This is a genomic window from Ktedonospora formicarum (assembly GCF_016587355.1).
In the GTDB taxonomy this organism is placed as follows: domain Bacteria; phylum Chloroflexota; class Ktedonobacteria; order Ktedonobacterales; family Ktedonobacteraceae; genus Ktedonobacter; species Ktedonobacter formicarum.
Window position 1 is genome coordinate 360,887 of the sequence record NZ_BNJF01000006.1, and the last position, 19,231, is coordinate 380,117.

The 19,231-nt window shown below is 53.6% G+C and carries 19 protein-coding genes; 14 read left to right on the forward strand and 5 right to left on the reverse strand.

The features are described from left to right. Positions 1–7: 7 nt before the first annotated feature. Complete coding sequence (locus tag K3T82_RS39670; RefSeq protein WP_220199015.1) at positions 8–2,632, reverse strand: tetratricopeptide repeat protein; 2,625 nt, start codon at positions 2,630–2,632, stop codon at positions 8–10. Between the two features lie 209 nt (positions 2,633–2,841). On the opposite strand from K3T82_RS39670, the gene K3T82_RS39675 reads away from it, so the two are divergent. The 10 genes from K3T82_RS39675 (at position 2,842) to K3T82_RS39715 (ending at position 11,932) form a co-directional block, all read left to right on the forward strand. After that, positions 2,842–4,059: a WD40 domain-containing protein gene (locus K3T82_RS39675; protein ID WP_220199016.1), complete on the forward strand. Its 1,218-nt coding sequence runs from the start codon at positions 2,842–2,844 to the stop codon at positions 4,057–4,059. Positions 4,060–4,276: 217 nt separating this feature from the next. Beyond that, complete coding sequence (locus K3T82_RS39680; protein WP_220199017.1) at positions 4,277–4,849, forward strand: hypothetical protein; 573 nt, start codon at positions 4,277–4,279, stop codon at positions 4,847–4,849. 285 nt (positions 4,850–5,134) lie between these two features. Beyond that, complete coding sequence (locus K3T82_RS39685) at positions 5,135–5,437, forward strand: WD40 repeat domain-containing protein (RefSeq protein WP_220199018.1); 303 nt, start codon at positions 5,135–5,137, stop codon at positions 5,435–5,437. Further along, positions 5,376–6,353: a WD40 repeat domain-containing protein gene (locus K3T82_RS39690; protein WP_236031837.1), complete on the forward strand. Its 978-nt coding sequence runs from the start codon at positions 5,376–5,378 to the stop codon at positions 6,351–6,353. Before K3T82_RS39685 ends, K3T82_RS39690 begins: the two co-directional genes overlap by 62 nt. Beyond that, on the forward strand, positions 6,326–6,820 hold the full coding sequence (locus K3T82_RS39695; RefSeq protein ID WP_236031838.1) for a hypothetical protein: 495 nt from the start codon (positions 6,326–6,328) through the stop codon (positions 6,818–6,820). The genes K3T82_RS39690 and K3T82_RS39695 overlap by 28 nt, the downstream gene beginning before the upstream one ends. 11 nt (positions 6,821–6,831) lie before the next feature. Further along, a complete protein-coding gene (locus K3T82_RS48525; RefSeq protein ID WP_236031839.1) occupies positions 6,832–6,990 on the forward strand; it encodes a hypothetical protein in 159 nt (52 codons plus the stop codon). A gap of 46 nt (positions 6,991–7,036) precedes the next feature. After that, positions 7,037–7,696, forward strand: a complete 660-nt coding sequence (locus K3T82_RS39700; RefSeq protein ID WP_220199020.1) for an MFS transporter — start codon at positions 7,037–7,039, stop codon at positions 7,694–7,696. 129 nt (positions 7,697–7,825) lie between these two features. Beyond that, positions 7,826–9,958 (forward strand): GAF domain-containing sensor histidine kinase, encoded by a 2,133-nt coding sequence (locus K3T82_RS39705; protein ID WP_220199021.1) that lies wholly within the window; start codon positions 7,826–7,828, stop codon positions 9,956–9,958. A 4-nt stretch (positions 9,959–9,962) separates the two neighbouring features. Further along, entirely contained in the window at positions 9,963–10,604 is a 642-nt protein-coding gene (locus K3T82_RS39710) for a response regulator (RefSeq protein ID WP_220199022.1), read from the forward strand. A 38-nt stretch (positions 10,605–10,642) separates the two neighbouring features. Then, on the forward strand, positions 10,643–11,932 hold the full coding sequence (locus tag K3T82_RS39715) for a hypothetical protein (RefSeq protein WP_220199023.1): 1,290 nt from the start codon (positions 10,643–10,645) through the stop codon (positions 11,930–11,932). Positions 11,933–12,200: 268 nt separating this feature from the next. Here the strand turns inward: K3T82_RS39715 and K3T82_RS49445 are convergent, their stop codons facing one another. The 4 genes from K3T82_RS49445 to K3T82_RS39730 all read right to left on the reverse strand — a co-directional run bounded on the left by K3T82_RS49445 (position 12,201) and on the right by K3T82_RS39730 (position 15,661). Further along, the gene (locus K3T82_RS49445; RefSeq protein ID WP_268886725.1) at positions 12,201–12,323 is read right to left on the reverse strand and encodes a hypothetical protein; all 123 of its coding nucleotides are present in this window, start codon (positions 12,321–12,323) and stop codon (positions 12,201–12,203) included. 974 nt (positions 12,324–13,297) lie between these two features. After that, positions 13,298–13,717, reverse strand: a complete 420-nt coding sequence (locus K3T82_RS39720) for a hypothetical protein (RefSeq protein ID WP_220199024.1) — start codon at positions 13,715–13,717, stop codon at positions 13,298–13,300. Positions 13,718–14,137: 420 nt separating this feature from the next. Further along, positions 14,138–14,389, reverse strand: coding sequence for a hypothetical protein (locus K3T82_RS39725; protein WP_220199025.1), 252 nt, complete (start codon positions 14,387–14,389; stop codon positions 14,138–14,140). A 144-nt stretch (positions 14,390–14,533) separates the two neighbouring features. After that, positions 14,534–15,661, reverse strand: coding sequence for an RNA-guided endonuclease InsQ/TnpB family protein (locus K3T82_RS39730; RefSeq protein WP_220199026.1), 1,128 nt, complete (start codon positions 15,659–15,661; stop codon positions 14,534–14,536). Between the two features lie 281 nt (positions 15,662–15,942). On the opposite strand from K3T82_RS39730, the gene K3T82_RS39735 reads away from it, so the two are divergent. From K3T82_RS39735 to K3T82_RS39750, 4 genes are all read left to right on the forward strand, one after another. Continuing rightward, complete coding sequence (locus K3T82_RS39735) at positions 15,943–16,770, forward strand: alpha/beta fold hydrolase (RefSeq protein ID WP_220199027.1); 828 nt, start codon at positions 15,943–15,945, stop codon at positions 16,768–16,770. A 75-nt stretch (positions 16,771–16,845) separates the two neighbouring features. After that, positions 16,846–17,370 (forward strand): helix-turn-helix domain-containing protein, encoded by a 525-nt coding sequence (locus K3T82_RS39740; RefSeq protein WP_220197992.1) that lies wholly within the window; start codon positions 16,846–16,848, stop codon positions 17,368–17,370. After that, on the forward strand, positions 17,346–17,906 hold the full coding sequence (locus K3T82_RS39745) for an IS630 family transposase (protein WP_220197484.1): 561 nt from the start codon (positions 17,346–17,348) through the stop codon (positions 17,904–17,906). The genes K3T82_RS39740 and K3T82_RS39745 overlap by 25 nt, the downstream gene beginning before the upstream one ends. Positions 17,907–18,109: 203 nt before the next feature. After that, positions 18,110–19,192 (forward strand): protein kinase family protein, encoded by a 1,083-nt coding sequence (locus tag K3T82_RS39750; RefSeq protein WP_220199028.1) that lies wholly within the window; start codon positions 18,110–18,112, stop codon positions 19,190–19,192. Positions 19,193–19,231 lie beyond the last annotated feature (39 nt).

Here is a 19,231-nt window from a genome sequence, read left to right on the forward strand (position 1 = left end):
AGAGGCATTATTCGATCTCGGTCTCTTGAGCTGGTAGTGTCTTGAGCCACTCAGCAACTTTCGTCCGTGTGCGATTGCCGATAACGTCAAGAATAGCAAGGCTCTCCTGACCCAGTCTACGAGCGTCAGAGACATTTCCCTGACGCAAGGCCACGCGTCCCAGGCCAAAGAGCGCCTCGGCCTTATAGTCCTGCAAGCCGACCGATGCGAGTTCATAGACCTCCCCAAATGCAATCTCCGCAATGTTGATATCCAGGCTCGGACAGCGAAGATGCAGCTCGCCCCAATAATTGAGTACCCCGCAGAGCAGCCAGATATTCTTTGTCTGACGCGTCAGATCCAGCGCTTCCTCAAGAGAGCGATAGGCCTGGCTATACTCTTCCTGTTCCAGAAACACGGCCCCTAAATTCCCCAGATCAGCGCAGGCAAACTCTCGATTTTCCATCTGGCGTGAGTTTGCCAGAGCTTCTCGTAAATAGGCTTCCGCCTGCGCATAGTGCCCCAGTTCCATAGCTGTCGCACCTAAATTGCCTAACAAGATCGAGAGTGCATGCCGATATCCAATCGTACGTGCAAGCACAAGCGCCTCTTGCCAGGAGACTTCTGCCTGCGCGTAGTCTCCCTGAAAGCTTGCATTCTGCCCCATACACGTCAACAATTCAATCAGCAACACAACATCCTGCCCCTGACGAACCAGGTCCAGGCTCTCTTTGAAGTAAGTTTCGGCCAACGCATATTGGCCCTGCTCATTTGCCCCGGCCCCTAATGATTTTAATACTGCACCAAGTCGTTGCGTATCACCATGCTGACGCGCAAGTGCAACTCCTTGCTGCAAATACGCATCGGCAGACTGGTACTGACATTGAAAGAGTGCCGTGCGCCCCAGGAGTATTTGCATGTCACAGGTGAGCTCCCAATCCTCATCTCCCTGCATCAATACCAGCCCCTGTTGCAGCTGCTGAGAGGCCTGATCATACTTCCCTTGCTTCAAGGCGACATTTCCCAGGTGTAGGAGGATACGGAGAAGCGTCGACGTCTCCTGTTCACGTTCGGCAAACTCTCTGGCTTTTTCCAGGTGCGTCATGGCAAGCGCGTACAATCCGCGTTCAACCCAGAAGCGCATACTCGCATGTGTCAGCTGTATAAAGTCCGCGTGCAAGCCCAACGTGGTCGCAGCCTCCAGAGCCGCCAGGACGTTGTTGCTTTCTACTTCCATACGTTCATAGTCGGTCTCCTGGGCAGTCACCAACTGAAGAAAGTAGGCAACCAGGCGAGCGTATGGAATCTGTGACCGCTGATGGACACGCGCGTAATCCGCTATGACCTGGTGCAATGTATAGCGCCCAATGCCGACACTCTCTATCAACCCCATATCGCTCAAGATATCGAGCGTGCTGGTTGACGTGCGACTCACCTCAAGCGCAGCCTCCTCTGAAAAGGTATCGGGTTTCGCCGGAAAGACCGCGAGCGCGCGCAGAGTCTCTTGCGCCTCGGCAGGCAAAAGATGATCGCTCACCGCGAGAATGGACTGCAAGGTAATGGGCTCATTGTGCGATACGGATGGAGAACGTTCGTAGAGCGCCTGGGGAGCACTTAAGCGCAGCCGCTCCTCGGCTGTGTGCAAACGCGCCAGCGCGGTAAAGAGGCGGCGTGGCTGACCACTATGCATCTCTACCTGCAAATATTTCCCCACCAGTGTCAGAGCAAGTGGTAATCCACCCACTGAACGTATAAGCTTGTGGGCAGCCTGCGGTTCACAGGCGACCAGGCTCGGAACCAGGCGCTCCAACAAAGACAGGCTCACCGACTCCGGCAACTCTGGCACGGCTACCGCACCCGTTCCTGCGACCTGAAGTGCGACCGTTGAGAAGCGCGTGGTCACGACATATGCACAATGTGCTCCAGCGATTTTGAAGACCAACGCGTCTTCGCTTCGCCAAACATCGTCAAGCACAATCAGCAGACGACGACTCCCAATCGCCAGATGTAATGCCTGTGACCATGCTTCAATACTTGTGAACCTTGCAGCCTCGGCATCCGAAATACCCAGAAGACGGCCCCAGCGACTAAAGACAGCAAGAGGGTTGGGCTGTGTCCCCACGTTTGCCCACAGAAAGCCATCGCGAAAATGATCGAGAATCCTGCTTTGCGTGAAGAGGGCCGCCGCCAACGTCGTTTTCCCGACACCAGGAAGTCCATAGAGGGCACACATTCGCTGTGCGGGTTCCAAACAGAGCTGTGCTGTCAGCGAAGCAAGCATGTCCTCCCGACCCAGGGGCTCACCTGTAGCAGGCAATACGAAGGAATACAGCATATCTTCCGTTCGGGCGGGGTGAAGCGTTCCAGACTCGACGGCCCCTTCGAGCCCCTCTCCAACAGGTTTCTCTTGCAGGAATCCCAATTCATAGGCGTTTTTTTCGAAAAGTTCGCAGAGTTTCTGCCGGTAGTAAGGACTTGGCGAAGCGGTGCCGCGCTCCCAACGACTCAGGTAATAGTAGTCAGCGCCAATCTGGTTCGCGACATATTGTTGGGACCAACCACGCATCTGGCGTGCCTCCTTTAATTGGTGATTGGGCATTGCTTTCTCAGCACGCTTCTTCGTGGATGTGACCCTCGTTTTCGCATCTGCCATGTGCGGTGTCCTTCCTCTTTGGGCATCTTTACGCCAACCGGTCTTTGCTACACTCTTGCCTTATAAACGCCACATAGTTGCTATACTTGTTGAGCAAATTTCTCTGCCATACTTCCTCTTGTGAAGAGTTTCTCGCACGCTGCCATTCATCATACGTGATCATTCGCAAGCAACCAAAACGACAGACAGACATTGAAAGGATAGGGGTCATGATTCAAACATCTGGGCGTGTATGTGCCACCTGTGGAACCGCTCTGGCTCCAAACGCCACCTTCTGCTCTCGCTGTGGTCAGCCATATCATCCGACACCAGAGCCCCACAACGGCTCTGGTGTCGCGCCACAAGCCTATGCAGGATACAACACTGTCCCATCGACGAATACCCCTGGAATAGTACGCAAGCGCTCTCGAACGGGCCTCATTATCACGATCCTTCTCCTGCTGGCAATCATCGGAGGGAGTCTCTTTGTGTTCGTTCTCCCGCGTCTTCAGCAGAGCAATAGCACAACATCGAAGAGCAATGCGCCTGCGGTTCCCCACCTTCCAGACATCAAAGCGTATACCTATAGCGGGCATACCTCAGTCGTCTGGCAGGTTGCCTGGTCTCCTAACGGGAAGCTCATTGCCTCTTCTGGTGGCCTCAATGATGAGAGTGTGCAAATCTGGAACGCGGAAACAGGGAAGAAACAGGCACGTTTTCAGGACTCTGCGATCGTGAACGCCGTGGCCTGGTCGCCTGACAGTAAGTATGTCGCCAGTGGAGGGAGCAGTGACACTGTTGACGTGCTCAACGCGACCAGTGGAGAGAGGGTCATGTCGTATAAAGGCCATAAAGATGCGATCCTCTCCATTGCCTGGTCTCCTGATGGAAACTCCATCGCCTCTGCAGGCTATGATAAAACGGTCCAGATCTGGAACGCGCTCACAGGTGACCCCATTCGCACCTACCAGGGACACACCAACTATGTCACCAGTATTGCCTGGTCGCCCGATGGGAAGCGTCTTGCCTCCGCCAGTTATGATGGCACCGTTCAGATCTGGAATGCCTCGAACGGGAGTCTCGCACAGACCTATAAAGGACACAGTGGTCGTGTCTACGCACTCGCCTGGTCTCCCGATGGCAAGCAGATCGCCTCAGGCGGCGATGACCAGATAGTTCGCATCTGGAACGCGCTCACAGGTCAAACAAGCACCGTTTTTAGTCAGCAGAAAGGGAGCATCAGCAGTATTGCCTGGTCTCCTGACGGCAAGCGCATTGCCTCTGCCAGTTATGACAAAACGGTCCAGGTCTGGGACCCAAACAAGAGCCATGTCTACGCCTACACGGCCCATACTGATTATGTGTACGCGGTCACCTGGTCTCCTGATAGCCAATATATCGCCTCTGCCAGCGCTGACCACACAGTCCACGTCTGGAAACCCGAATAAGCTTCATTCTTCGAAGCAGGTATTGTACAGAGATGACTGCCTCCAGACCCGGAAGGACCTGGAGGCGGCAACGGAAAGATCTGGAGGCAGCGACGGTGTGTGCTCATCCCCCCCCCACCATTGAGCTTGTACACTGTCAGCGTTTTTTCACCGAGAAAAGCCCGCTCTTTGTCAATCTGGTCTCAGAGGAAAATTATGAACATAAAGGAGACACAAAATGGTTCGAACTGATTCCTCAGCATTGGTCCCACAAAAAGTGTATCGGCAGAACAGGATATGGCTGGTTATGCACCTGTTTGTGCTTGCCCTTGGTCTTGGCTTGGGCATACTCTTCCTTGTGCTCTCTTTGCGTATGGCTTCTATCGATAGAGCGTCACGCGCAGTGCTGCTTGTTGGGGCAGCTATTCTGGCCTCTCTTGGGATTCTCGTCTTTCTTGGTTTTCGGCGCGTGTGTCTGGTAACCTCTTCGCAGGGGGTGATCCTGTATGGCCTTGGGTATAAGGTCTACACACCCTGGGACAATATCAAAGAACTAAGCACAGATTGGTATGGCGGAAACAGCGCGTACGCTACACGTTTTTATCAGCCAAGACATTTGGTCGAAGGCTTCCTTTTGTATCGGCCTGCTGTTTTCGGACTTTCTGTTGAGGAGGGGATGAAGCGACACGTTCCTGTTATTCAGGGAATGGTCTTGCTGGCTGTCCAGATGAGCCGCTATACCCATATGCTTCCGCTGGCGGGTTTTTTGAATGAGCAAACGCGCCAGGAATTGATTGAGGATGCCCAATAGTACGCACCTCAAACGTTTCAGGTCGCAAAGACCTTGTCAAAATGACCATAACTTCGCCACTCTTGACGTATAACCGTACCTTTTTTAGGTGAACTCAGAAAATGATCGATTTCTCGGAAAAATTTTGTTTGAGTACCATTTTTAGGCAAATAATACGTCAAAGTGGCGAAATTTGGATCTTCTACCCCAATATAGTTCAGACCAAAGCGCCCATAAAAATTTCCGCCAATGGGCGTTTTTTATCGAATCCACAACAACAATAGCTGATTTCTCGGAGAAAGATGTATGCGTTACCAGCTTGCTTCTTACTATTTACTCGTTTTACTGGGTTGTTTCTTTGTCAGTGCAATTGTTGCATGTACACCATCTGGCAATGCTCCCGGTTCTACAGAACCAAAGCCTGTTTATGTCTATCATGGGCAAAGTAAGGAGGTGTGGAGCGTGAGCTGGTCGCCTGATAGCAAGCGAATTGCCTCGGCAAGTGACGACGGGACTGTTCAGGTCTGGGATGCCACTACTGGCAAACATGTATTCACAGTCAGAGAAACAAATAAGTGGTCCGCTGCAAGCAGTCGCTTGGTCACATAATGGAACACGTATTGCTTCAGCAGGTAAGGATAATGCCGTGCTGGTCTGGGATGCCAGCACCGGTAACACACTGCTAGTTTATCGTGGTCACACTGGTTCCCTTCGCGCAATAGCTTGGTCCCCCGACGATAAATATATCGCTTCCGCGAGCTCTGACAAAACAATTCAGGTCTGGGATGCCACAACCGGGCATGTGATATATACATACCATGGTCATAAAGATCAGGTATACACTGTTGCCTGGTCGCCTGATGGGACACGCCTCGCCTCAGGAAGTGAGGATAAGACTTTGCAGATCTGGGATGCTACCACCGGAAACCATCTCCTGGTCTACCAGGCTCAGGACAAGGTGGAGTCTGTGACATGGTCGCCTGATGGGACCTCCATTGCAGCTGCTACTAGCGACAAGGATCCTGTCGTGCGCATCTGGCATGCCAGCCTGGGAACCCCCATTACCGTGTATCGAGGGCATTCAGCCGGGGTATTTTCTCTTTCATGGGCGCCTGACGGCAAACGCATTGTCTCTGGCAGCGCCGATGACACAGCGCAGGTCTGGAACGCCATAACCGGAAGAATCATCACCACCTATCCTGACGCCATGACGGGCGGCGCTGTTTGCGTATCCTGGTCTCCTGACGGCAAGTATATTGCATCTAGCGGCCTCGGCAGGTCAGTATATTGCAGACCCCACTTGCACATTCTCTCCAGCAAACAGGAGCGTCCCAAGAAGTGTCCCGAAAAAGTTGGGACATTTTTGAGGACATTGTCAGACGACCATGGGACGCCTAACCTGCTACAGTTACAGGCAGGAGCGATGGGGTGCGCAGGTCACGCAAGCCTCAACCTCCATCACGTTTTCGATCAATCTCTTGAAGGAGGGAATTTCTCATGTCATCAAACACTTCGTACCGCCTGAGCGGGATTGCCTTGCTCAGTGGCGGTATTCTTTCGGTCGTTTACTACGTGACTCAGTCGTTTGGCAGCGATACAGATATTAAGACACTGACCGGCTCGCTGTTTCTGGTGAGCAGCATCATTGGTTTTATTGGCGCGGTATTGGTTCTGCTTGGGCTACCAGGGGTATACGCCCGCCAGGCGAAACAGGCAGGCGTCCTGGGGCTGCTCGGCTTTCTGGGCGTCTCGTATGTCATGCTGATGCAAGGCGTTCTGATTCCTTTCACCTCGATCACAATTGTCCCGTTCATGGCCAGCAGCTCCAATTCTGCCATACAGGCTTTGGCCACCACCCCTCCGCCTGCGATGGAGCCCTTCTTTATGGTCAGTGTGATAGGACAGACTCTGGGGTTCTTCTGCTGGCTATTGCCACACTGCGCGCCAGGGTCTTTCCACGCTGGATTGCTTGGCTGCTTCTTGCTACTCTGATTGCAGGCATATTGAGCTTTCTGCCGTTCTTCCCTCCCATGCTGGAAAATCTTACGCCTGTTATCGCGTGCGGCGCTCTTGTTGGCTTTGGCCTGGCTTTGCTCCAGCCTCAACGGGGCGAAGCCACGCAGCCCTCAACGACCAGCGCCAGTGCGGAGGCGCGTGCCTAAGCCATCTCCCGCTGTTTGATCAATCTCTTGAAGGAGGAAATTTCTCATGTCAACTACTACTTCGTATCGTCTGAGCGGAATCGCTCTGCTTGCAGGTGCTGTGCTTTCGGCGGTCGGCTATATTCTGAGCGCGTTTGCCTCGGGCACCGATCTCCAGACACTGATCAGCCCGTTGTCCATGACCTTTAGTGTCGTGACCATCCTTGGCTCCATATTCCTCTTAGTTGGACTCCCGGGCATGTATCTCCGTCAGGCAAAGCGAGCGGGCGTTGTCGGCCTGCTCGGCTTTCTGTTTCTTTTCTATGTCACCCTGTTCCAGGGTATTATGGTCCCTTTCACTTCAATCACCTTTATTCCGTTTCTAGCCGATCACCAGATAGCGCCGGAAATCATGGCTAATCCCCCGGCGACGTGGATACCATTCTTCGCGGTCAGCATGGTCGGTCAGGTGCTGGGCATTCTTCTGCTCGCTATTGCCTCGCTGCGCGCTCGCGTCTTCCCCCGCTGGATCGGTTGGACGATGGTGGCCACCCTAGTGCTCAGTGCCGCAAGCATGATCCCGTTCTTCCCCGAAGCTCTGTCCAGCCTTCCTGCCGTCGTTGGCATGGTCGCGCTGGCCGGGTTTGGGCTCAACCTGCTTACACCGCAGCAGGATAGCAGCAACCAGACAGCTCCGGTCAGCTCCCCTGTGGAGGTGCGTGCCTGAGCAGACGTGGGAGGGGCTGTTCCTGGTGGATCTGAGGAGATACCTGTGCTTCTTGTACAGGTATCTCCTATCGGATAGAATAGCTGAGTATTAACGTTTTGATGAGCAGAGGGAAGGAGACACTCAGCGATGAATCGAAGCCAGAGAAAGACAGATATGAGTAATACGAGCACTGGCCTGAATAAGCCACCCGAAACGTATTTGCGCGGGAAATGGCTGCTGGTTGCCAGGTTGGTCTGGGTGAGCCTGGCCCTGCTGATTGTTGTGCTCAATGTGCTGGCGGTGCCTGCTGCCATCGCGTCAACCTTTCTCACGCCGGGCGTCGTCCGCGAACTGCACATCCTGGGCTTTTCGCAGGCGCTCTATCTAACGCTGGTCATCGGCATGAATGGCCTGTGCATCGGCCTCTATCTGGCTATGGCCGCGCTGCTCTTCTGGCGGCGCTCCCATGATCGCATGGCGTACTTTGGCTCGCTGACGCTGCTCACCTTTGGCGGAGCTGTGGGTGGCTTTCAGTCAGATTTCACCTCAAGCTCCCTGGTCTGGAATCTGATTGTTTTCGTGCCGTTTCTCGTGGGTCAGACCACATTCCTTGTGTTCTTTTATCTCTTCCCCTCTGGGCGCTTTGTGCCGCGCTGGACGATCTGGCCCACGTTGTTGAGCGTGTTGTACTGGTGCGTGATGACCGCTGATCCCGACCTCAATAGTGGCCCTCTGGGGACCTTGATTTTGCCCTTCCTTCTAACCACAATCATCGCGCAGGTCTACCGGTATCGTCGCGTTTCGACATTTCGAGAGCGTCAGCAGACCAAATGGCTGGTTTTTGGCTTTGTCCTGGCTATGCTCATTTTTATCCTCTCGCGCGTGCTCGTCTTTATCCTGCCACCAGCCGTGCTCAATTCGCAGGTCGCGGGGAACCTGGTGGGTGGAGGTAGCGCCGATCTGGCGCTGATGTTGATCCCCATCTTTCTTGGTATTGCCATTCTGCGCGACCGACTGTTCGATATTGATCTCATCATCAATCGCACCCTGGTCTATGGCACGCTAACCGGGTGCGTTGTTGGCTTCTACGTACTGGTGGTTGGCTATCTGGGCACGCTCTTTCGTATCAGTGGGAATCTGCTGATTGAGCTTCTCGCTACCGGCCTGATAGCTGTGCTGTTTCAACCCCTGCGCGGGTGGCTTCAGCGGAGCGCGAACCGACTGCTCTATGGCCTGCGCGATGAGCCGTACGTGGTGTTGGCCAGCCTGGGACAGCGCCTCAAGGCGACACTGGACGCTAATGCTGTCCTGCCTGCGATTGTAGCGACGATCCAGGAGGCGCTCAAGCTTTCATATGCCGCCATTGAAGTGAAAGAAGGAGCCGTTGCTACCCTGGCGGCCTCCATCGGCCCTCTGCCCGTTCAGGGAACGCTCCGCCTGCCCCTGACCTATCAGAGCGAGCCGGTGGGAACACTGCTGATCGCGCCTCGCCGACACGATGACGCACTCACACCCGCCGATGTGCGCCTCCTGGATGATCTGACTCTGCAAATCGGGGTCGCGGTCCGCACGGTGCGCCTGACCAGCGATTTACAGGATCTGACCCGAGACTTGCAGCGTTCGCGGGAAAAGTTGGTATCTGCGCGAGAAGAGGAGAGGCGCCGGTTGAGGCGCGATCTGCACGATGGTCTGGGGCCTATGTTGAGTGCGGTCATGCTCAAGGTGGGTCTGGTGCGCACCCTCTATCAGCGCGATCCTGTCGTGACCGATGGTTTGCTGAGGCAGCTGGAGTCCGAAATTGAGCTCATCATCGCGGATATACGGCGTCTGGTCTACAATCTCCGCCCTCCCGCGCTGGATGAACTGGGCCTCTCAGGGGCAGTCCGCGAGTACGCGGCCCGGCTTGGGGGCGAAGGGCAGGCGCTCAAGGTGACGGTGGAAATGCCTCCCGCTCTGCCTCATCTACCCGCTGCCGTTGAGGTTGCGGCGTATCGCATCGTGCAGGAAGCGGTGACGAATGTGCTGCGCCATGCTCACGCCCACACCTGCCGGGTGCGTCTCCTGGCCGATGTAAGCCTGCAAATCGAGATCGAGGACGATGGCGTGGGTCTGGACGCGGCACACGCGACTGGCGTTGGCCTGATCTCAATGCGCGAGCGGGCGGAGGAGCTGGGAGGCTCGTTTATCTTGAAACAGATACAGCCCTGTGGAACGGCGATTATCGCGCATCTCCCCTTGGAAGTGCGCGGCGCTGAGACAGGCGCGGGTGCCAAGGAGTGAAGAAATGGATGCATTAACGGTACTCATTGTAGACGACCACCAGCTCTTTCGCGATGGAGTTCGCGCGCTCCTGGACGCTCAGCCAGACATGGAATGCGTGGGGGAAGCGACGAATGGCGAGGAGGCGATCCATCTGTCGGCCGAGCTCCAGCCTGATGTGGTGCTCATGGATGTGCATATGCCGGGCATAGGGGGAGTTGACGCGACCCGGCAGATGACGCAGAGCAGCCCCCAGATTCGTGTCCTGGTGGTTACGATGTTTGAGGACGATCATCTGGTCTTTGCCGCGATGCGAGCGGGCGCGTACGGCTATCTGCTCAAGGGAGCCCGCCATGAGGATATGGTGCGAGCGATCCGAGCGGTGGGCAATGGCGACGCCATCTTCAGTCCGACGATTGCCGCCAGACTGGCCAGCTATTTCTCGACGTTACAGCCCGCCCATCTCGCGCCTGTTTTTCCCGAGTTGAGCCAGCGTGAGCGCGAGATCCTGGCCTTACTGGCCCAGGGTTGCAAAAATGCTGAGATTGCTGAGCGCTTGGTTGTGAGTCCCAAAAGTGTGCGCAACCACGTTTCCAATATCATCAGCAAACTCCAGGTAGCCGATCGCGCCCAGGCAATTCTACGCGCAAAGGATGCTGGTCTGTAATTTTGATGTACCAGGGAAGAAACGGGAGATCAAATCAGATGGAAATTCAACAGAACCATAGTGAAGCAGATCTGGCCACGAAAACGTACCTGCGCGGGAAATGGCTGCTGGCTGCCCGGTTGGTCTGGGTGAGCCTGGCCCTGCTGATTGTCGTGCTCAATGTGCTGGCGGCGCCTGCTGCCATCGCGTCAACCTTTCTCACGCCGGGCGTCGTCCGCGAACTGCACATCCTGGGCTTTTCGCAGGCGCTCTATCTAACGCTGGTCATCGGCATGAATGGCCTGTGCATCGGCCTCTATCTGGCTATGGCCGCGCTGCTCTTCTGGCGGCGCTCCCATGATCGCATGGCGTACTTTGGCTCGCTGACGCTGCTCACCTTTGGCGGAGCTGTGGATGGCTTTCAGTCAGATTTCACCTCAAGCTCCCTGGTCTGGAATCTGATTGTTTTCGTGCCGTTTCTCGTGGGTCAGACCACATTCCTTGTGTTCTTTTATCTCTTCCCCTCTGGGCGCTTTGTGCCGCGCTGGACGATCTGGCCCACGTTGTTGAGCGTGTTGTACTGGTGCGTGATGACCGCTGATCCCGACCTCAATAGTGGCCCTCTGGGGACCTTGATTTTGCTCTTCCTTCTGACCACAATCATCGCGCAGGTCTACCGGTATCGTCGCGTTTCAACATTTCGAGAGCGTCAGCAGACCAAATGGCTGGTTTTTGGCTTTGTCCTGGCTATGCTCATTTTTATCCTCTCGCGCGTGCTCGTCTTTATCCTGCCACCAGCCGTGCTCAATTCGCAGGTCGCGGGGAACCTGGTGGGTGGAGGTAGCGCCGATCTGGCGCTGATGTTGATCCCCATCTTTCTTGGCATTGCCATTCTGCGCGACCGACTGTTCGATATTGATCTCATCATCAATCGCACCCTGGTCTACGGTTTGCTCACTGGTATACTGGCAGCGCTCTATATTGGCCTGACGATCGGTCTGGAGAGCCTGGTCGGGCTCATCGCCAGGCAAAGCTCGCAGCCAGTCAGCATTGTGCTTTCTACCATGGCGATTGCGGCTCTTTTCCAACCCTTACGTCACCGGATTCAGAACGTCATCGACCGGCGCTTCTACCGGCGCAAATATGACGCGCAGAAGGCCCTGGCGACCTTTGCCTCCACCTTGCACAACGAAGTTGATTTGGAGCAGTTAGGTGAGCACGTATTGGCAGTGGTCAACGAGACAATGCAGCCAGCGCATGTCTCGCTGTGGTTGTGCGCGCCGAAGCTGGGCATTGAGCAATTGTCTCGTCACGTTGAACAACCAGAGACGAGGAACAAGGATTCTTGAAAAGAGGCAATTCCATTTTTCTTTCTTCGATATGGTTTCTTATCAAACCAACGGTTTGGAAACGCCTCAACCATTGCTCTCGGGAGAGTTTGGCGCCAAAAAAACTGCAAGCGCTTGTCCATTTTGTCGACGGACCTATGAGTTGGCAGTGGCTCTCTTGAGAAGCGGTAAAGTAAAGAAAATGCTTGAAAGTTAACCAATTGAAAAGCCTCATATGTCTCACAGGCACATGAGGCTTTTCTGAATTGAGCGCCTGTGCCGACGATACTTATGCTGGGTTGTATCCAGCAGTGTTGGCATTAACAATAGGCACCAGGAGGACACGTCGTGCCTGGGCCGCCCCAACCATAAGGGCCGCTATAACCAGGGGATGAAGAGCGCCAAATCGCATTCTTCATTTGTTCCTGCGAAGGGTGTAATTGCCAATTTGGGAAGCGTTGCCGCCAATATGATTCCCAATCTGAAGAGCCTAAAACCCGTCTGGGAGGTAATGGTTGTGGGTTGAGGAGCCGCCAATCTGAAGAGCCTAAAACCCGTCTGGGGGTAATGGTTGTGGGTTGAGGAGCCGCCAATCTGAAGAGCCTAAAACCCGTCTGGGAGGTAATGGTTGTGGGTTGAGGAGCCGCCAATCTGAAGAGCCTAGCGTCCACCTAGTTGGCTGTGGCTGCGGACTGATGGATTGCCAATTGGGGTTGAATTGAGGCCCTCCTTGCTTTGCATCTTTACTCGTAGCTGACGCTGGTAACGATATACCAACAACGAAGAACATTGCCACCACCGTACTCAATACTACGAGACGACAAACGCCCTTCATAGCCGCAAAATGATGCATTGTACCTTCCTTTCTTATGCTATCCCTGATTTCTAATTGCTGCTAGCGAGACGCTAGCAAACATTTCTATCAGAACGCTCCAGCGAAAGCACTACAAAACATTCTTCAGGGGTATTGGACAATAATAAATTACATATCAAGCCCATACATTGGGCTTTCAACTCATGAGTAGTGCAATCAAAATGGCGGAAGGAGCTTCTGAAGACAGCTCAAATACATAGAGGAGATATCGAATAGTTACTTCTTTTTACGGAGGTTGCCAGTATGCAGAAGCCGTTACCCACGGCCCAGGTGAACTACAGCCCCTGCTGACAATTCCTGGTGTCGCTCAAGTGCTCGGCGTAAGTCGCCGTATGGTGTGCCGCTATTGAGACCCGTTGGAATGCATCGATTTCTGTATGCTGTTCCTCAACTTTGCATCGTTGCGCATCCATCTTCTTCTCATGATCGGATCTGGCTCCTGCCAGAGAATACTAGCGCCGTTGTTCGCGTTCTGCATGCTCCGCGATTTGATTTCTGTATCTTTCTTGTAGTCATAAGACCTCTTGCGCATGTCTCTCTTTGGCACCTGGGACATTTTTTTGCAAACCACGTGGTTCAGGTGGGAAAAAGGGAGGTGGTGGTGGTGGCTCAATACTGGCCAAATTGCCTGGCTGAAAGGCTGGTTCATTGAAGGGCTGTTTGAGGCTCTGCAGATCAATAGCGGTATCAAGAGAAAGCGTATCTTTCAATAGGTTCTGAAGTGAGGTAATGGTCTCTTCCAGGCGTTCATTTTGCAGATGTACCTCGGCCAGGCGAGATTGCTCGTAGAGTTTGGCTCTTTCTTTTGCTTCTAAGTTTGCAGCTTTCTCGTATGCTTTCTGTGCTTGTGCAGCTGCTTTGGCAGCCTGGGCCAGGGCTTGTTGCTGCTGGCGCAACTTTGCCCGTTGTTGGCGTTCGGCTTCACGCTGCATACGTGCAAGTGTACTGATAAGACGCTAATGTATGACGACAGCGGCATTCTGCTTGATTGAGAATTTTACGGCTTCGTAGAGATGCATACAGCCACCAGTTCCAGTCACGGACCAGGGATTTTCTGCGAGCAGAGGATACCAATGGAGCATCTGGCTTTTGAGTAGTGAGAAGGGAATGCTTGTTTCCTTCTCGGTCAGATCTAACCTCTGCTCTATCAGGAGAACGAGAGGATCGCGCTCACTCGTGTTGGTCGCATATTCAATATCATCATAGATACCCAGGAGTTTTGCGAGCAGGCGGCATTCCGCAAATAATTGATAGGAAGAGCCAAGAGGGCGGTCAGCAAATGCAAGAACGTCCTCAAAGAGGAGAGGGAGGTAGATGGCATCTTCTATGCTGAGTGTGGCGAGATGAGGGAGCTACAAACTGGTTTTGTTTGCAATATCCCAGACAATGTCCTTGAATGCACGCAACTCTGTTTTTGCACTGCGATGAAACCCTGGCCCTCCATCAGCAAGGGATCGTGGTTCATGATGTACAGAAAGTCCGATTGAGCGCAGGAAGGTATTGATGGCATGAAATTCCTGCTCATAGTGAGCATAAAAGCCATAGGGGTCATCTTCATCATCTGCACGGTCTATAAATATCCCAACTTCAAGATCAATGCTCATTGTTCCCTTCTCCGATCTCATTGTTCCCTCTGTTCTGAGATTGACACTCCCCTGGCTCAAGCACAGGGGATTCTTCCTTCATCCAGGTGGCTTGCAGGATCGCATGGCTGAGACCCTGTAGCGGCCCTCCTGTCCAGAAGCGTTTCATGCACGCAGCGGTGCATCAGTTCCCGTCTGCCCGACGGTACTGAGCGCTTTTTGCAAGATGTTGATGGCAGCATTGTGATCCCTGTCGAGCACCATGCCGCAACTGGTGCAGATGTGGGTACGCACGCTCAATGTTTTCTTTACCCGTGTGCCGCACGCTGAACAGTCTTGACTTGTGAAGTGGGGTGAGACGGCAATCACTGGAACGTGATGCAAGGCAGCGTAGTAGCGTACCCACAAGAGAAACCGTCCCCACCCTGCATCGTGGAGACTCTTGGCAAGGCGCCTATTGCGTACCATGTTGCGGATCTGCACGTCTTCAAAGGCGATCAGGTCGTGAGACCTGACGAGCGCGTTTGCCTGCTTGCGGGCAAAATCTTCGCGCTGCCTTTGCACTTTCAAATGCGCTCTGGCGACGGCTTGACGGGCTTTCTGGCGATTCTTACTCTTCTTCTGCTTCTTGCAGAGACGGCGTTGCAACCGTTTGAGACGTTTCTCAGCTTTGCGATACTGGCGGGGATTCTCGACGGTTGCTCCTTCAGAGTCCGTAGAGAATGCCTTGAGCCCTACATCAATGCCAATCTGTTTGCCAGTGGGGGCATGCTCTATGTGCCTCTCTGCGTGTACGGCAAACTGCACATAGTAGCCATCGGCGCGTCTGATGAGACGGACGCGTTTGATCTGCTTCACAGGAAAGGTTTCAATCTCACGTGTTCCCACAAGACGAAGGCGACCAATGCCACATCCATCGGTGAAGGTGATGTGTCTGCCATCGGGTTCAAGCTTCCATCCTGTGGTCTTATACTCCATGCTTCGGTTGTCATGTTGAAAGCGCGGGAACCCTTTCTTCCCTGGTTTCTTCTGTGTGCAGTTCTCATAAAAGCGAGCAATAGCGAACCATGCGCGATCAGCACTGGCTTGGCGTGCTTGGGAATTGAGACGAGCAGCAAAGGAGAACTCTTTGGCAAGGATGGCGCAATAGCACTGCAAGTCATGCTTCGTGGCGCGATGATCCATCCACAGACGAAGACACTTGTTGCGAATGAACTGCACAACGCGAATCGCCTCCTCAATGGCGGTGAATTGTGCCTGCTTCCCATCGAGTTTGTATTCATAGATCAGCATAGCGCCCTTGCTCCTCTTTCTCTTCTCTGGTTCCCTTCTTTTTCAGCAGACAGAAGCTGGAAACACACAGACACAAGGGCGGCGATTCATCCCTGCCATCAATGAGCAGGGCTTTCTCGCTTGGCGTTCTGTAAAGAGGGAGAAAAACGCTGGCGAACGATGCTATGAGCATACTTTTTTTCTTGTGCCAATGCTTTCAGCAACGTATACTGAGAGAAATTCGCTTGCCGCTATGCGATCCGAAGCCGCAAGAGATGAACGTAGAAAGGAATTTTTCATCCATGGAATGCATCGTTCGCGATAGCCCTCTCTTCTATGAATCCTATGGAACAGGGACTCCTATCATTTTACTCCATGGTTTTTCTTGTGATCACCGTCAGATGGAAGGCTGCATGGAACCTCTTTTCGAGAAACTTCATGGATGGCAACGCATCTACCTTGACCTGCCAGGTATGGGACAAACGCCCGGCAAAGAGGCGATCAAAAGTAGTGATGACATGCTCGATGTCGTCATCGATTTTATCGATACAGTTCTTCCTGAACAACGTTTTCTTCTTGTCGGATATTCGTATGGAGGATATCTTGCCCGTGGAGTCCTGCTCCGCAAGTTTGACTTCATTGAAGGGATGGCTCTCATTTGTCCGGGGATTATTGCCGACCGCTCCCGACGAACTGTTCCCTCACGGACAGTCATTGTCAAAAATCCCCAGTTATTGTCAACGCTCACCCCAGCCGACGCGGAAGAATTTGACTCGGTATCCGTCGTGCAGGATGACTCCACTTGGCAACGCTTTCAAGACGAGGTGCTCAGCGGGGCAAGCATTGCTGATCAGCCGTTTCTTATGAAGATCAGGCAACGCGTTGACTATTCGTTCAATGTTGACACATTACCACAGCCTTTCACTAAACCTTCCGTGCTGCTCTTAGGGCGGCAGGATGCCTCGGTAGGATACCAGGATGCGTGGCGCATTCTGGAAAACTATCCTCGCGCAACGTTCGCTGTTCTGGACCGCGCCGGCCATAATTTGCCGATTGAGCAACCTCCGCTTTTCAATGCCTTGGTAGGCGAATGGCTGGATCGAGTACAGGAATCTATGCAGTTGCACTAAGTTCTAGGCCATCTAAGTACAATCAAGCAATGTTTTGTGAAATGAGGTAAACTGTCAGAAAAAATGGAGGGATCCATGCGAGCGCCCCTGGAGATACCGTCCCTGACAACAGAAGAGTTGGAAGCGTTAGAGAAACTGTACCGAACGACAAAAGACCCGCGACTGCGTACCCGGGCTCAAATCATCTTGCTCGCCGGAGAACAGCAACTGAGAGTGTCGGTCATTGCTCCCATTGTGCGGGAAGCGACCCAAACGGTCCGCAACTGGCTCAAACGTTGGATGGCGGAAGGAATTGAAGGGTTGAAAGATCGACCAATGCCTGGTCCTCCGCCAAAGATCACGCAAGCGTACAAAGAGCAGGTCTTGGCAGCAGTCCGGCGTCGGCCCCGCAGCTTAGATCAGCCATATTCGATGTGGACATTGCAACGGCTCGCCGATTACATGGCAGAACAAACAGGCATTCGAGCGTCCATCGAAACCGTGCGTCAGGTGCTCAAAGCCGGAGAGGTCGTGCTCTCGCGTCCTCAACACAAAGTAAGTAGCCCTGATCCAGAGTATCTGGAAAAAAAAAGACGATCGAAGAGGCGCGTGACGGTCTAAAAGAGGGAGACGTCTTTTATTATGCCGACGAGTTCAATCTCAGTTGGTTTCCAACGTTGCGTGCGATGTGGAGCCGAAAAGGACGGCAGGTCATGATCCCAACGCCCAAGCAGCCGGACAAGTATTATGGCATTGGAGCTGTGAACTATCATACGGGTGAAACGGTGGTCCAGTTTCAGCGTCGCAAGCGCCGAAAGGAGATTGCTCAGTTGCTGGAAGTCCTGGTTGAGAAGCATCCAACTGGAACCATGTATGTCGCCTGGGATAATGCTGGTACGCATGAGGATGATGAAGTGGAAGAAGTTGTGCGAGCGGCAGCTGGACGGCTCATCTTGCTCTATCTGCCAACCTATAGCCCCTGGCTCAATCCTATTGAAATGCTCTGGCGGCATTTTCGTCGCGAAGTTACCCATTGTGAATTGTTTGAGACCAAGCAGGCACTGCTGACGGCGGCCCAAGATTGCTTCGACCGCTTTAACCAGTGCCCGGAAAAAATGCTGTCAGTGATTGGTTCCAATGCCCAAAAAGTTAGTTGAGTGTACTTAGAAGAGCAAGCAGCGTGGACATTTCCATCATCGCCGTACTCCTCATGAGATAGTTCGTCTTGTGTGTTTGTGCATCGGTCTGGTTCAATTCCTCTGCCGTGAACCCAGTCCTCACGCTGCTGCTCATGCCCAAGGAGATCGCATCACTGTGTATGATATAATCGCGCTACTATCAGTTGGAAAGAGGAGGAAAATTGGCAACACATTCATCCGATCTCCGGGACATGGCTTATGAGGCGCGCCTTGCTCGGTCTATGATCGTTTCCACTTCGTTGGCCCTCTTGAGCGATCGTCGGCTTTGTCTCCTCGTGGCATCAGCGCAGCGTATCGGGTCGGGTATCGGTGGAACATCGGTCTTGTTGGACATCGAGGGCACGCCTGTTTTTGCCAAGAGTATTCCCCTCACCGATCGGGAACGACTTCCGGAAAATAGCCTGTCCACAGCAAATCTGTTCCATCTTCCTCCGTTCTACCAGTACGGCGTAGGATCGACCGGATTTGGCGCGTGGCGGGAACTGGCCACACATGTAATGACGACCAACGAGGTGCTTGGAAGGCAATGCGAGTGCTTCCCGCTGCTGTATCACTGGCGCGTGATGCCAGGGCCATCTCCGACGCAAGCGCCAATGTCTGATGAGCAAGCAGAAATAGAGCGTATGGTTGCATATTGGGACGGTTCCCCAGCGGTGCGCGAGCGGCTTGAGGCGATTGCGCGAGCATCGGCCCAGGTCGTGCTGTTTCTCGAATACATCCCGCAGAACCTCCAGCAATGGCTCACAGCACAGGTTGCTCTTGGTGGTGAGGCGATTGAGCGAGCCATCGCCAGCGTGGAGCGAGGCTTGCAAACGGGGATAGCGGTTATGAAGGCGATGGGGTTGCTGCATTTTGACACACATTTCCACAATATTCTCACCGACGGTCGGCATCTCTATTTTGCCGACTTCGGCCTAGCCACATCCCCGCGCTTCGAACTTTCTGAGGTTGAGGTGGCCTTTCTCGGTCTCCACATGCGTCATGACGAGTGCTACACTCTCACACAACTGGTCAACTGGCTGGTCATGGTCTACACGGATGCGCGTAGTGCCAGCGTCCGCAACGAATATATCCGCCGATATGCTGAGGGCGCCGATCCTATCAACATACCACCTTCAATTGCGGCGACCATCAAACGCTACGCACCGATCGCAGCCATCATGAACGACGTGTATTGGAAATTGCACGGGGAAAGCCGAACGGTACCTTTCCCAGCCGATGAAATCCAACGTGTGCATCCTTGATGGTGAAAGGGTGGTGGCAGGTCGCGCAATATGTCCCCG